This window comes from Sphingomonas pseudosanguinis, assembly GCF_014196255.1.
Lineage (GTDB): Bacteria > Pseudomonadota > Alphaproteobacteria > Sphingomonadales > Sphingomonadaceae > Sphingomonas > Sphingomonas pseudosanguinis.
The window spans coordinates 41523-55366 of record NZ_JACIDH010000007.1 but is presented as its reverse complement, the minus strand read 5'-3'; the positions used below and the strand labels follow the sequence as shown (position 1 = coordinate 55366).

The following is a 13844-nucleotide window of genomic DNA, read 5'->3' as shown; positions in this document are numbered from 1 at the left end:
CCTCCCGCAAGCGGGAGGGGCTGGGGGAGGGCAGGGTGTCTCACCGAGCCCGCCACCCGACGAATCAGCCCAGCGGCGACCACGTAATCTCGTCCTCGCCCTCGTCATTGTCCGGCACCGAATCCGGCCCCGGCCCGATCTGTTCGAGCAGCTTGTCGAGCACCCAGTCGACACCGGTCCCCGCCGCGCCCGACAGCGGGATCACGTCCGCGCCGCTCGCCTCGGCCAGTTCGGCCGACAGCGCCTCAATCAGCTCGTCGTCGAGCGTGTCGATCTTGTTCAGCGCGATGATGTGCGGCTTGTCGATCAGGCCGCCGCCATAGGCCTCCAGCTCGTCACGAACGATGCGATAGCTTTCGGCCACGTCCGCATCATTGGCATCGACCAGATGGAGCAGCACGCGGCACCGTTCGATATGCCCCAGGAAGCGGTCGCCGATGCCGGCGCCATCCGCCGCACCCTCGATCAGGCCGGGGATGTCGGCGACGACGAACTCGCGATTGTGATGCCGCACCACGCCCAGCTGCGGGCGGGTGGTGGTGAAGGCATAGGCGCCGACCTTGGCCTGGGCGTTGGTTACCGCGTTGATGAAGGTCGACTTGCCCGCATTGGGCAGGCCGACGAGGCCCGCATCCGCCAGCAGCTTCAGCCGCAGCCAGACCCACGCTTCCTCGGACGGCCAGCCGGTGCCGTGCTGGCGCGGCGCGCGGTTGGTCGAGGTCTTGTAGCTGGCATTGCCGCGACCGCCATCGCCGCCGCGCAGGAACACCTCGCGCTGGCCGACCTTGGTGAAGTCCAGCAGCACCTCTTCCTTGTCCTCGGACAGGACCTGGGTCCCGACCGGTACCTTGATGACCAGATCGTCGCCGCCGCCGCCGGTGCGGTTCGATCCCGACCCGCCATGCCCGCGCGGTGCACGGAAATGCTGGGTATAGCGGAAGTCGATCAGCGTGTTCAGGCCGGCGACCGCCTCGAAGATGATGTCGCCGCCCTTGCCGCCGTTACCGCCGTCGGGGCCGCCATATTCAATATACTTCTCGCGCCGGAAAGAAACGGCGCCGGGGCCGCCCGCGCCGGAGCGAACGAAAATCTTGGCCTGGTCAAGGAAATGCATGGCCCGCCCTTACCGCTGACCGCGCCGACTGACCAGCCCGGCCGTGTATCGCGCGGGCGATCGGGGGCGGGGCGTGACCTTGGCGCACCGGGTGTGAGGGGGCATGACGTGGCCTTCGACTGCGCTCAGGCTGAACGGTCGTTGTGCCAAGCCCCGTGTTCCACCCTCCGTTCAGCCTGAGCGCAGTCGAAGGCCACGCCCACCCGGACGCCAAGCATCCCGGATCGCAACGCGGACCCGCGCCGACGATCCGGAACACCCCCTATCAAAAACCCTCACGCCGCCAACGGCATCGCGCGATTGCGCTCGTCCTCCAGGTCCAGCGCATAATGGATGCTGGGCGACAGCGCCTCCCGCCCGGCCGAGGCGCGCGCCATCCGCTGCCCCGTGGGGCGGAAGCCCAGCTTGGTCAGGACATGGCCCGAGGCGGGGTTGTCGGCGAAGTGCCAGGCGTTCAGCCGGGCGATGGGCAGGGCATGGCGCGCCGTGGCGACGACCGCGCGGCCCGCCTCGGTCGCATAGCCGCGACCCCAGGCCGACGGGGTCAGCCAATAGCCGAGCTCGTGTCCCGTATCCCCCGCGATGATCGCGATGCCGCCGATCAGCTCGGGCGCGCCGCCGCGATCCAGCGCGGTGATCAGGAAGCGCGGCTCGGTCGCGGCGCAGGGCTGGGCCAGCCAGCGCTCGGCGTCTTCGGGGTGATACGGGTAGGGGACCCGCGCCGCCATGCGGGCGATCGACTCATGGCCGATGGCCTCCGCCAGGGCATTGGCATCCTCCGGCCAGGCCGGCCGTAACAACAATCTTTCGGTCCGCGCGAACATCACTCGACAACTCCTCGTCGCGTCGGGCCCGCCCCTGCCACGTCTGGATGACGGGACGGCGACAGAAGCCCGGAAGCGGTGGAGGGAGCACGAAAAAAAGGGAGCCGGGGTGACCCGTCTCCCTTTTTTGCTGGTTCCTGCGCGGAACCCGGGTCACCCTGGTGGGCAACCCGGCGCGGTTGCCCGATTATTCGGCCGCTGCGGCCAGTTCGACCGAGCAGAATTTACGGCCCAGCTTGCCCTCGTGGAACGAGACGCGGCCATCGACGAGCGCGAACAGGGTATGGTCCTTGCCCATGCCCACGTTGCGACCCGGATAGAACTTCGTCCCGCGCTGACGCACGAGGATGTTGCCGGCGATGGCTTCCTGGCCACCGAACTTCTTCACGCCAAGGCGACGGCCGGCCGAATCACGACCGTTACGCGACGAACCGCCTGCTTTCTTATGTGCCATTGCGAACTACTCCTGGATTTCGTTGGGAGGCGCGTCTGAAAAATCAGGCGCCGACCGACACGATCTTCAGGATCGTGTGCTGCTGACGGTGGCCGTTGCGACGGCGATAGTTGTGGCGGCGACGCTTCTTGAAGACGATGACCTTGTCGGCCTTCGCCTGAGCGATGATTTCGGCGGCAACGGTGATGCCGTCGACGGCCTTCAGCTCCGAGCCTTCGCCCGCCAGCAGAACGTCACCCAGCGTCACCGACGCGCCGGCTTCGCCCTCGATCTTCTCGACGACGATCTTATCTCCGGCGGCGACGCGATACTGCTTGCCGCCCGTGCGCACGACTGCGAACATGGCTCTTATCACTTCCCAAATGCATGGCTCCCGCGCGGGAATGCCCGTCGGGAAAGAAGGGTCAGCTAGGCAAAGGTGGCCGGATTGTCAACCAAGGATTGCATGTTTTCGCCGGTCGCACACGCCTGACGGCATGTCAGGCGACGCGATCGCGCGGTTTGGCCACATTGGTACTAATCTGGCGATGTTGCACTGCAGCAACAATCGAATGACAAAATTGTGAAACGATCGAAATGGCAATTGCTGGCCGCTAAGCTCGACATATTGTGATCGTCGGGGGCGGCGCGATGACCGTCCTGTATCAAAAATGGGGAATTTGATGCGTTCGCTTCACGCCACGATCCTGCTCGTCTCCGTGTCGAGCCTCGGCCTCGCCTTGCCCGCCATGGCCCAGACCGCTACGTCCGCCTCTCCAGCCGCTCAACAGGACGGCGAGTCGCAGGACATGGTCATCGTCACCGGCAGCCGGATTCCCGGCCGCACGCTCGCCGACAGCCCGGTGCCGGTCGACGTCATCGGCGGCGAGCAGTTGACCAATGCGGGCTATACCGAAACCAACAAGCTCCTGAACCAGCTGGTGCCCTCGTTCAACTTTCCGCAGCCGTCGATCACCGACGGTACCGACTCGCTGCGCCCCGCGACGCTGCGCGGGTTGGCGCCCGATCAGACGCTGGTGCTGGTCAACGGCAAGCGGCGGCATCAGGCGGCGCTGCTCAACCTGAACGGGTCGGTCGGGCGCGGGTCGGGGGCGGTCGATCTGAACGAGATCATTCCCATCGCCATCGACCGGATCGAGATCCTGCGCGACGGCGCCTCCTCGCTCTATGGATCGGACGCGATCGCGGGCGTCATCAATATCCAGCTTTCCAAGCGCAAGGGCGTGCGCGGTTCGGTCACCTATGGCCAATATCGCACCAGCATGGACGGGGTGAAGGATCTGCTCGGCGTCCAGACAGATGCCGCGGGCAATCCCGTGATCGCGGTATCGGGCGGCACCAACCGCGCCAACGACATATTGGGCCTCAATTACGCGCAGGATGACCGGGTGCGTCATGACGGCGATACGCTGACCCTCGCCTCGTCGATCGGCCTGCCGATGGGGGAGGGCGGTTACTTCGTCTTTTCCAGCCAGTTCCGAGACCGCGATCCGACCCAGCGCGCCGCCGCCGATCCCCGCCGCCAATATGTCGCGGGCGATGCGCGGGAGCTGACCGCCAACCGCTTCAACCACGCCTATGGCGACGGCAAGACACGCGACATGAACCTGTTCGTGAATGCGGGCACCCAGATCGCCGGGCAGTTCGACCTCTATACCTTTGGTTCCTACGGCATTCGCGACGGGCTGGGCGCGGGCTTCTTCCGGCGCCCCAATGACTCGCGCAACCGCGACTGGTCGGCCTCGACCACGACCTTTGTGCCCTTCTACGCCAACGGTTTCCTGCCCTTCATCCGGTCCGAGATCGCCGATTATTCGGGCGCGGTCGGGGTGAAGGGGGAGATCGCCGATGGATGGAATGCCGATCTGTCGGTCGTCTATGGGGCCAATTCGCTCGATTACTCGGTCGAGAACAGCTTCAACACCTCGCTGGGCGGCGCGAACAGCCCGCGCAACTTCTATGCGGGCGGCATCCGTTTCGGCCAGACCGTCGCCAATCTCGACCTGAGCCATCGCTTCGACGTCGGCTTCCTCCAGTCGCTGGGCTTTGCCGCAGGCGGCGAATTCCGCCGTGAGAATTTCCAGATTCGCGCAGGCAATCCGGCCAGCTATGTCAATGGCCCGTTCGTGCCCAATGGTGCACCGGGCGGGGCGCAGGTCTTCCCCGGCTTCCGTCCGTCCAACGTGACCGATGTCTCACGCAACAGCTTTGCCGGTTATGTCGAACTCGATGCGGAGGTAAGCGAGGCGCTGTCCGTCCAGGCGGCGGGACGGTATGAGCATTATTCGGATTTCGGTGACACGGTGAACGGCAAGCTGGCGGGCCGGTTGCAGCTTTTCCCCGGGGTCGCGATCCGTGGCTCGATCTCGACCGGCTTTCGCGCACCCAGCCTGGCCCAGCAATATTTCAGCACCTCCTCGACCAACAATGTCGCCGGCACGCTGCTGGAAATCCTGACCGTGCCGGTGTCGAGCCCGCTGGCGATCGCGCTGGGGTCCAAGCCGCTACAGCCGGAAAAGGCGACCAATTTCGGCGGTGGCCTGACCTTCGACCCGATCCCCGGCTTCAACGTGACGGCCGATTATTACCAGATTCGCATCCGCGACCGGATCGTACTCAGCGAAAACCTGCAAGGCGCCGCCGTCAATGCCCTGCTCCAGGCGCAGGGTTTTGCGGGCGTCAATTCGGCGCGCTTTTTCGTCAACGGCGTCGATACCAAGACGCAGGGCGTGGACGTGATCGCCACCTATCGCGTGCCCGATTTCGGCTATGGCCGGGTCAGCCTGACCGCCGGATTCAATTATAACGACCAGACGATCACGGGGCGCGAATCGCTGCCCTCGCTGCCCGGCCTGCTGGTGTTCGGTCGTGCGGAAAGCTACCGGCTGACCAGGGGACAGCCCAACAGCAAGATCAATCTGGGCGCCGATTACGAACTGGGCCGCGTTTCGGCGACGATCCGCGCCAACCGTTATGGCACTGTCTTCTCGGCGGGAACGGCAACCGATCTGGCGATCGCCCCGGGAGCGGGGGCCGGCGACTTCACGCTGGCGCCCAAATGGATCACCGATGCCGAGGTTCGGGTGAAGCCGATCGAGGCGCTGGAACTGGCGATCGGGGCGGACAATCTGTTCGACATCTATCCCACGCGCGCGCCGGTCGGCGGCACGTTCGGGGTCAACAATTATTTCCTGCCTTATTCCAGCCTGTCGCCCTTCGGCTTCAACGGCCGGTTCCTCTATGCGCGGGCCTCGGTCAACTTCTGAGCGTTCCGGCCGGCCGGGTCGAAGGGCCCGGCCGTCTCCGTCAGTGGCGGTGTTCGCGCTTCAACAGATAGCGCCCATGCTCATACCCCGTGAACAGCCCCGCCAGCGCCGGATGATCGACCGGCTCGTCGCTGTCGTCGGGCAGCAGGTTCTGCTGGCTGACATAGGCGACATAGCTCGATTCGGCGTTCTCGGCGAGCAGGTGGTAGAAGGGCTGGTCCTTGGCCGGGCGAATCTGTTCGGGAATCGCGTCATACCATTCGTCGCTATTGGCGAAGACGGGGTCGACGTCGAAGATCACGCCGCGAATGTCGAACATCCGGTGCCGCACGACATCGCCGATCGCGAACCGGGCGCTCGCGACGATGGGCGCTTCCACGTCGAAGCGCGAGGTGAGGGGCGGCATGTCGATGAAATCCATATCCACAGATTTAATGCGTTTGTGGCGTTGCACAAGTTTAGGTGCTTGCATTGCCGAAAAAGCTGATCTAGGAGCGCGCCTCCAATCGACTGGCCCCGGCGGTTTCCCACCGCCCGGATCATCCTCGCGGAGAGGTGGCAGAGTGGTCGAATGCACCGCACTCGAAATGCGGCGTGCCGGCAACGGTACCGAGGGTTCGAATCCCTCCCTCTCCGCCACTTACTTCACATCACCGGACAAAATCCCCTAGCCCTCCCGCAGGGCGGACAGGTTGGCCAGGAAGTTGCCGATCTCGCGGCGGCGCAGACGTTCTTCGGCGAATTCGCCGTCGATGCCCAGTTGCCAGTGGAGCGCGCGGCTGTCGGGCGTGTCGTGCAGCGCGTCGATGTCGGCGGCGCGGGTGGTGACGTCGCTTTTGCGATCGGCCAGTCCGGCCTCAACCAGATCATCGGCCTGTGCGGCGAGCGCGATGGCGATTTCGCGCAAGGCGAGCTCGGGGTGATATTGGACGCCCCAGAAAATCCCGCGATCATATCGAATCTCGGCGGCCTGGACGCGGGTGACCGCATTGCTGGCGAGCAGGGTCGCGCCGGGGGGAAGTTCCAGAACCTCGTCGCCATGAATGGCCGGCGCGTCCCAGCTGGGCGGGCGGCCGGCGAGCAGGGGATGGTCACGCCCCGCCTCGGTGGCGCTGATCCGTCGGGCGATGCCGGCCTCCATCCGCTCGGGCATCTTGCGCACCTGTCCGCCGGCCGCCGCGACCGCGATCTGCAGGCCGGCGCAGGAACCGAAAGACGGAACCCCGGCGGCAAAGACCGCGCGCATGAAATCGAGCTGGCGGTCCACCTCCGGCCCATCGTCATAGACATGCATGGGCGAGCCGGTGAGGAACACGGCGTCGAAGGATGCGAGCCGCTCGGCGGAAAAGACCGGCGTATCGGCGTCGGCGGGGGAGGCTATGGTGGTGTCGATCCCGGGCTGCATCTGCGCCAGCGTCGCGGCATAGGTCTCGCCCGAACTCTGGCCGGCGCGTTTGCGGCGTGCCTCGCGCTCCTCGGGCAATTCGCTCTGGGCGATCAGGTAATGCGGCACGCTTGGCCCTTTTATGGTGAGGGGGCTTAACGCATGCCCGGGCGGCTTGGTCCGTCGGTCAGGAATAAACCGTTTATCGCAATGGAAAATTCGGACCGTCCGGCGGCGCGGGGCGTTGAGTGCGGATGGCCACCGCCGCGACATCCGTCCTATCCGACCGTGCGGCATGGCGTCCGCGCCGTCTGTTGATCACAAGGTCCGCCATGACCTTCGCACATGGCCGGGCGATGGTCGAGCGTGCGGCCGGTCTTGGCGTGGAGATCGTCGAACTGGCGAGCGATCGGCTCAATCTCGGTCTGCCCGACGATCCGCGCCGCGCCTATACTGCGGCCAAATCAACGCTGGCGGTCGTCGTCGCGCCGCCTTCCAAGCGCAAATTGCAACCCATCGCGCCGAGCGCGGATTGGCGGGTCGATCTGGCCGAGGGGTGTCCGGCGCATTGCAGCTATTGCTATCTCGCAGGCTCGCTGAAGGGGCCGCCGATCACGCGTGTCTATGCCAATCTCGACGAGATACTGGACGGGCTGCCCGCCTATCTGGGGCAGGGGACCATCACCTCGCGCAGTCGCGACCGCGCGCAGGAGGGCACGACGTTCGAAGCGTCCTGCTACACCGACCCGCTCGCGCTGGAGCCGATCACCGGATCGCTGTCGCACATGATCGACTGGTTCGGGCGGTGGGACGTGCCCGCGCAATTGCGCTTCACGACCAAGTTCGCCGACGTCGCGCCGCTGCTGGACATCGATCACCAGCGGCGGACGCGGATGCGCGCATCGATCAATCCACGCCTGTTCGCGCGGTTCGAGGGCGGCACCGCGCCCGTCGCCGATCGGCTGGCCGCGCTGCGCCGGATGGCGCTGGCAGGCTATCCGGTCGGGCTGACCATCGCGCCGATCATTGCCGCGCCGGGCTGGCGCGACGCCTATGGCGAATTGCTGGCCGATGCGGGCGCGATGCTGGCGGATGTGCCGGGGCTGGACCTGACCATCGAGCTGATCACCCACCGCTTCACCAGCGGGTCGAAGGCGGTGCTCGACAGCTGGTATCCCGGCTCGACGCTCGACATGGGGGAGGCCAATCGCACCACCAAGCGGACCAAGTTCGGCACCGAGAAACAGGTTTATGACGCCGAGACGATGCGCGAACTGCGCCGCTTTTTCGAGGAGCGGCTCGCATCCACGCTGCCGTTCGCGCGTATCCTCTATTGGACATGACGATTTTCTTCACCGCCGACACGCATTTCGGCGACCACCGCACCATCAATATCCAGAAGCGCCCCTTCGCCAACGTCGCGGAGATGGACGCCGCTTTGATCGAACGTTGGAACGCCGTGGTCGGGCCGGAGGATGTCGTCTGGCATCTGGGCGATGTCGCCCGGCGGCCCGCCGATGTCCCGGCGTTGCTCGACCGGCTGCACGGGACCAAGCATCTCCTGCGCGGCAATAACGATCCCGATGCGACGCTGACCGCCGCCGGCTGGGCCAGCACGGGCGATTATGCCGAGATCATGGTGGATGACCGCGCGCTCGTGCTGTGCCATTACCCGTTCCGAAGCTGGAACGGGCAACATAAGGGCGCGCTGAACCTGCATGGGCATAGCCATGGCCGGTTGAAGCCGATGCCCCGGCAGTTCGATGTCGGCGTCGATGTCCATATATTCGCGCCGGTGACGCTGGAGCGGCTTCTCTCCTCGACCGGAAAGATGCGATAGAGGCGCCATGTTGAAGATACGAAACAAGCGGATCGCGAACGATCATGCGGCGGCAGCTCGGACAGTCGCGCGGATCGAGGCGTCGATCGTCGCGCTGAGCGATGACGATCTGCTTGATCTGGCAGACATTTTCTCGGGCGGGGCGGCAACGCCGCTCGGCGATATGGCCTCGGGGGAAATGGCGCGGCGCGGCATCGCCTTGTAATGAGGTCGACGGCGCGGAAATGCAGGAGATGACGTGATGGCGGCTTTCGACGACAGTGCCGATCCCGAACTCGGCGCGGCCTGCAACCGGCTGGCGGCCTGGGTCGAATCGCTGCCCGAAGACGCGCTGATCGATCGCGGGTCGCAATTGGGCGAGCAGGATTTGGCGCTGATCCTGCGCCATCTTTACGCCACCCGGCATGGCGGACCGGGCTCGCCAGCGCTCGAGACACCCGAGCCGCGCGCCGCATCACGGCCATCGGTGCCGGTGACCGCGAAAAGCTGAGCGACGCGTCGGATCGTCGGGCATCCATCGACGCGCGGCTTCGTTGGGGTGGCATGAGCCAGTCCGATCACCACCGATACCCCTATAGCCCCATCATCGATCGCCCCGTCTATGACTGGCCGGGCGGGCGCCGGCTCGCCATCTATTTCGGCATCAACTACGAGGTGTTCGACTTTGACGGCGGGCTCGGGGCCGAGCTGGCCCCGTCGCAGACCCAGCCCGACGTCATGAACTATGCCTGGCGCGACTATGGCAATCGGGTCGGCGCGTGGCGCTTGTTCGACCTGTTCGACCGGCTGGAGCTGAAGACGACCGCGCTCCTCAATGCCGAGGTGCTCGATCGCTGCCCCGGCCTGGCCGAGGCGTGCCGCGACCGGGGCGACGAGATCGCCGCGCATGGCCGCAGCAATGCCAAGGCGCAGGGCGAGCTGTCGGTCGATGACGAGCGGGCGATGATCGACGATGTGACGACGCGGCTGTCGGCACTGGGCGTCCGGCCCAGCGGCTGGCTAGGTCCGTGGATTTCCAAGAGCAAGGCGACGCCCGACCTGCTGAAGGCGGCGGGCTATCGCTACGTCATGGACTGGGCGCATGACGACCAGCCGACGCGCCTGACGACGCAAGCCGGCGATCTGCTGTCGGTGCCCTATTCGCAGGAGATCAACGACATACCCGCCATCGTTCAGCGGCGGCAGGAGGCGACGGGCTTCGCCACGATGATCCGCGATGCGGTGACCCAGTTGCTGAGCGAGGCGGACCGCCGGCCGCTGGTGCTGGGCATCGCGCTGCATCCCTATATCATGGGGCAGGCGCACCGGGTGCCGCCGCTGGCGCGCGCGCTGGAGGAATTGCGGCAGGCCGCCGATCCGCGCATCTGGTGGACGACCGCCGGCCAGATCGCCGACCATGTCGAGGCGAACGATCTGGCGGTCTGAGCCGCCGTCAGGCGCGCGAGCGGGCGTGAAGATCGCGGATCGTCTCGGCGAAGGCGGGGACAGGGCCCTCGACCTCGGCACCGTCGATGACCTGGGGTATCCGCAGCGGCGCGATGCCCAGCGGCGGCTTGCCGAGCTCGGCCATCCAGCGGATCAGTTGCTCGGTCGAGCTGGCATAGATGATCCGCCCCATCCCGGCGAGGCCATGCGCGGCGGCGCACATCGCGCAATGCTCGCCCGAGGTATAGACGGTCGCGGCCCGGCGTTCGTCGGGCGAGAGATGTTCCACCGCCCAGCGGACGATGGCGAATTCGGGATGCCGCGTGGGATCGCCGCCGCCGATCCGGTTGCGATCCTCGAACAACACCTCGCCATCGCGCGAGACGAGCAGCGAGCCGAACGGCGCATCGCCCGCTTCCACCGCCTCGGTCGCCAGTTCGACGCAGCGGGCAAGATGCTTCAGGTCGGTCTCGTTCATGCGGCACGCGCCTTCGACAGGGCCAGGAAACGGTCGGCGGTGCGCAGCGACAGCGCCATGATGGTCAGCGCCGGATTGGCCGCCAGCGCGCTGGGGAAGATCGAATTGTCGCAAATCCACAAATTGGCGATGTCGAAGCTGCGTCCATCGGCGTCGACGACGGCTTCGTCGCCATTCCCGCCCATGCGGCAGGTGCCGATGGTATGCGCCGAACGGTCGATAGCGAAGATGTCCTTTGCCCCCGCCGCTTCCCAGATCGCGGTCATGACCTGACGAGAATGGCGGTCGATCGCCCGCTCGTTGTCGTGATAGCTGAAATCGATCCTGGCCTTGCGATGGCCGAAGGCGTCGGTTTCGTCCGACAGGGTCAGGCGGTTGTCCGGATGCGGCAGGCACTCGCCATTGATGCCGATCCCGGCCATGTGGTTATACTGGCGCAGCAGGGACTGGAGCCGCGTGCCCCACATGCCCGCGCCGCGCGCCAGCTGGGTCGCCAGATTGACCGGCAGCACGCCCAGGCTCTGGATCAGATAGCCGCCCGCGCACCCCGCCTCGGCCGGGCGCATCATGTCCTCGGTGATCAGCGAGGAGGGATAGCCCCGGTTCATCCGCATCTCGTCGTCGAAGCGGCCCCAGACCTGGGTCGCGACATGCGCCATGAAGTTGCGGCCGACCTGCCCGCTGGAGTTGGCGAGCCCCAGGTTCAGGAGCAGGCGCGGGCTTTCCACCCCGCCCGCGCACAGGAAGACCGCACGACAGCGCTGGCGGCGTTCCTCGCCACCCTGATGATAGACGACGCCGGTGATTTGCCCTTCATGGTCGAGATCGAACGACAGGACGCGGGCCTGGGAGCGCACCTCCGCGCCATGCGCGACGGCGAAGGGCAGGTAGCTGGTATCCATGCTGGTCTTGGCGGCGTTGCGGCAGCCCTGATGACAGGTGCCGCAATTCACACAGGCCTGTCGCTGGCCCCAATAGGGTTGATCGCGGTCGCGCGAGACGAGCGCGGCGGGCGCGTCGGTGGCGGTGATGCCCATGGCCTCACACCCGCGCGCCATCGCATCGGCCGAGGCGTTGCGCGGCACCGGCGGATAGGCATAGCGGCGTCTGGCGTCCCAGGGATAGTCGGCCGGCCCGGACACGCCGGTGAACGCCTCGACCTCCTCGACATAGGCGATCAGCTCGGCATGGGGGATCGGCCAGTCGGCGCCTTGCCCGGTCAACGACTTCAGTTGCAGATCGCGCGCATCGGGGCGCGGGCAGAAGGCACCCCAGTGCAGCGTCGATCCGCCCACGCCCATGCCCGAATTGTTCGAACCGAAAGCGGTGGGATCGGCCCCGCCGCTCAACCGCTCTTCCATCCAATAGATGTCGGCGGCCAGTTCGTCGGCGACGTGATCATTGGGGGCGAAGGAGCGGCCCGCCTCCAGCGCGACGACCGACAGCCCGGCCTTCGCCAGCCGCGCGGTCAGCGGGGCGCCGCCCGCTCCGGTGCCGATGACCACGGCATCGACCATCTCCTGATGGGAATAGGGCGCGCGGCTCATGCCATCGTCTCCCGCACCTGCTGCCATGTCTCGACGTCAGTCGCCGCCGTGCGCGAATAGCCCTGTTTGCGCGGACCATCGCCGCCGACCGCGAAGCCGTCATAGCCGATCGCCGCCATGGTCGCGGGCAGCGCCACCCATTGGCGGACGATCTCGGCGCGGACATCCTGAAACCACAAGACCATCTGCGCGGGCGACAAATGGCGTTCGTCGTCCGTGGCGCCGCCCTGTCCCTCGGCAATCCGCTCCAGCCAGTTCGCCTGCGCGTCATGGTCGAGCGCGACGAAGCCGCCACTCACCGCGTCCAACGTCGCCAGCCCGCGCGTCCAGGCCTCGGCATCGGCGGGCAGTTCGGCGAAGCGCCAGCCATCGCCCTGACCCTGGTTCACCGCCCGTTCCACTCGTGCCGCCAGGCCGTCCATGTCTTCGACCTCGGGCAGGATATGCGCCACCAGTTGCGCCGCGATCGCCCGCTCCGCCGCCGTCCAGCCGGCGGGCGCGTCAGCCACCGGGCGGGTGCGCTCCAGCATCGCGGTGCGTGTCCGGCGGCTCACCCGGTCGGAGCCGAGAATGGCGACGAACGCCGCCGGCAGGGCCGATGACGCGACCGCCGCGACATGCGCGCGGATCAACCGCGCGAGCGCTTGCGGCTGTTCATAGGGAATGAGGTGCGCGGCACCCTCGACCGACCGGACCTCGGCGTGGGGATAATGCGGCAGATTATGCGCCCGCTGCGCCGCCTCGCCCAGGTCGCCGTCCTCGGCCCCCGCGACGATCAGCGCGGGGATCGAGACACGGCCGACCCGCGCGCGCCAATCCTCCAGGCTGCCGCGCTCCAGCCAGCCGAGCCAGGCCTCGCGGCTCGACCGGCGAACATCGGCGATCGCCTTCTCCCGCAACGGCTCGGGCAGCGGCGTGGCGGTGTTGGCATCGACGAAGGTCTCGGCATCCGCACGGCCGATCGCGCCATCGGCGACCCAGCCGATCATCTGCTCGCGGCGATCCTCGTCCATCGGCTCGGGGCAGGGCGGGGAGGCGGCGACCAGCACCACGCCGACCACGCCGGCCAGTCCGACTTCGCCCGCCGCGGCGCGCGCCGCGACGATGGTGGCGATCTTGCCGCCCATGCTGTGCCCGACCAGGATGCACGCGGTCAGCCGCCGACGCCGGATTTCGCCCGCCAGGTCATCGGCCATCGCCGCGACATCGGCATAGCCTTCGCCCTTGCGCTCGCCGAACCCCGGCAGGTCGAGCGCGATGCCATCGATGTCGGACAGGTCCGCGCGCACGCCGTCCCATTCGCGGTGGCTGGCGCCCAGAGCGTGAAGGAAAACCAGAGAGGGTTGGGTCATGCGGCCTCGCAAACAAAAAGCCCCTGCTGGACGTCGCAGCGGCGGTAGCGTTCCGCTTTCACGCTTGAGATCAAAAATTAATTTGGATCATTGCCGGAAAATGCTCGGTCGGTTCGGCCAGTCCAAAATTTCATGGAACCGTGGCGGCGGGCATGCGCTT

The 13844-nt window shown here is 66.7% G+C and carries 15 protein-coding genes and 1 tRNA gene; 7 read left to right on the top strand and 9 right to left on the bottom strand.

Going from position 1 to position 13844, the window contains the following annotated elements; genetic code table 11:
* Positions 1 to 64: 64 nt before the first annotated feature.
* The 4 genes from obgE to rplU all read right to left on the bottom strand — a co-directional run bounded on the left by obgE (position 65) and on the right by rplU (position 2735).
* Entirely contained in the window at positions 65 to 1114 is a 1050-nt protein-coding gene (gene obgE / locus GGR48_RS09520) for a GTPase ObgE (RefSeq protein WP_183951680.1), read from the bottom strand.
* Between the two features lie 275 nt (positions 1115 to 1389).
* Entirely contained in the window at positions 1390 to 1938 is a 549-nt protein-coding gene (locus GGR48_RS09515) for a GNAT family N-acetyltransferase (RefSeq protein ID WP_183951679.1), read from the bottom strand.
* A gap of 187 nt (positions 1939 to 2125) precedes the next feature.
* On the bottom strand, positions 2126 to 2392 hold the full coding sequence (rpmA, locus tag GGR48_RS09510; protein WP_183951678.1) for a 50S ribosomal protein L27: 267 nt from the start codon (positions 2390 to 2392) through the stop codon (positions 2126 to 2128).
* Positions 2393 to 2435: 43 nt separating this feature from the next.
* Positions 2436 to 2735 (bottom strand): 50S ribosomal protein L21, encoded by a 300-nt coding sequence (rplU, locus tag GGR48_RS09505; protein ID WP_007405484.1) that lies wholly within the window; start codon positions 2733 to 2735, stop codon positions 2436 to 2438.
* Positions 2736 to 3054: 319 nt separating this feature from the next.
* On the opposite strand from rplU, the gene GGR48_RS09500 reads away from it, so the two are divergent.
* The gene (locus GGR48_RS09500; RefSeq protein WP_183951677.1) at positions 3055 to 5658 is read left to right on the top strand and encodes a TonB-dependent receptor plug domain-containing protein; all 2604 of its coding nucleotides are present in this window, start codon (positions 3055 to 3057) and stop codon (positions 5656 to 5658) included.
* Between the two features lie 40 nt (positions 5659 to 5698).
* On the opposite strand, the gene hspQ is transcribed toward GGR48_RS09500, so the two are convergent.
* Entirely contained in the window at positions 5699 to 6079 is a 381-nt protein-coding gene (gene hspQ / locus GGR48_RS09495; RefSeq protein ID WP_240456185.1) for a heat shock protein HspQ, read from the bottom strand.
* Positions 6080 to 6207: 128 nt separating this feature from the next.
* On the opposite strand from hspQ, the gene GGR48_RS09490 reads away from it, so the two are divergent.
* Positions 6208 to 6297: transfer RNA gene (locus GGR48_RS09490), tRNA-Ser, on the top strand.
* A gap of 28 nt (positions 6298 to 6325) precedes the next feature.
* Here GGR48_RS09490 and GGR48_RS09485 read toward each other — a convergent pair.
* Positions 6326 to 7171 (bottom strand): glutamine amidotransferase-related protein, encoded by an 846-nt coding sequence (locus GGR48_RS09485; RefSeq protein ID WP_183951675.1) that lies wholly within the window; start codon positions 7169 to 7171, stop codon positions 6326 to 6328.
* Positions 7172 to 7374: 203 nt separating this feature from the next.
* On the opposite strand from GGR48_RS09485, the gene GGR48_RS09480 reads away from it, so the two are divergent.
* From GGR48_RS09480 to GGR48_RS09460, 5 genes are read left to right on the top strand one after another with little or no spacing between them, the layout of a single operon-like run.
* Complete coding sequence (locus GGR48_RS09480; RefSeq protein WP_240456186.1) at positions 7375 to 8385, top strand: SPL family radical SAM protein; 1011 nt, start codon at positions 7375 to 7377, stop codon at positions 8383 to 8385.
* Positions 8382 to 8882 (top strand): metallophosphoesterase family protein, encoded by a 501-nt coding sequence (locus tag GGR48_RS09475; protein ID WP_183951673.1) that lies wholly within the window; start codon positions 8382 to 8384, stop codon positions 8880 to 8882. Before GGR48_RS09480 ends, GGR48_RS09475 begins: the two co-directional genes overlap by 4 nt.
* Positions 8883 to 8889: 7 nt before the next feature.
* Positions 8890 to 9087, top strand: coding sequence for a hypothetical protein (locus GGR48_RS09470; protein WP_183951672.1), 198 nt, complete (start codon positions 8890 to 8892; stop codon positions 9085 to 9087).
* 36 nt (positions 9088 to 9123) lie between these two features.
* Entirely contained in the window at positions 9124 to 9372 is a 249-nt protein-coding gene (locus GGR48_RS09465; protein ID WP_183951671.1) for a hypothetical protein, read from the top strand.
* 53 nt (positions 9373 to 9425) lie between these two features.
* Positions 9426 to 10307, top strand: a complete 882-nt coding sequence (locus GGR48_RS09460) for a polysaccharide deacetylase family protein (RefSeq protein ID WP_183951670.1) — start codon at positions 9426 to 9428, stop codon at positions 10305 to 10307.
* A 7-nt stretch (positions 10308 to 10314) separates the two neighbouring features.
* Here the strand turns inward: GGR48_RS09460 and GGR48_RS09455 are convergent, their stop codons facing one another.
* Genes GGR48_RS09455 through GGR48_RS09445 form a run of 3 tightly spaced genes read right to left on the bottom strand, consistent with a single transcriptional unit; the run spans position 10315 to position 13684 of the window.
* Positions 10315 to 10785 (bottom strand): nucleoside deaminase, encoded by a 471-nt coding sequence (locus GGR48_RS09455; protein WP_183951669.1) that lies wholly within the window; start codon positions 10783 to 10785, stop codon positions 10315 to 10317.
* Positions 10782 to 12332, bottom strand: a complete 1551-nt coding sequence (locus tag GGR48_RS09450) for a GMC family oxidoreductase (protein ID WP_183951668.1) — start codon at positions 12330 to 12332, stop codon at positions 10782 to 10784. The genes GGR48_RS09455 and GGR48_RS09450 overlap by 4 nt, the downstream gene beginning before the upstream one ends.
* Positions 12329 to 13684, bottom strand: coding sequence for an alpha/beta hydrolase (locus GGR48_RS09445; protein WP_183951667.1), 1356 nt, complete (start codon positions 13682 to 13684; stop codon positions 12329 to 12331). The genes GGR48_RS09450 and GGR48_RS09445 overlap by 4 nt, the downstream gene beginning before the upstream one ends.
* Positions 13685 to 13844: the final 160 nt, after the last annotated feature.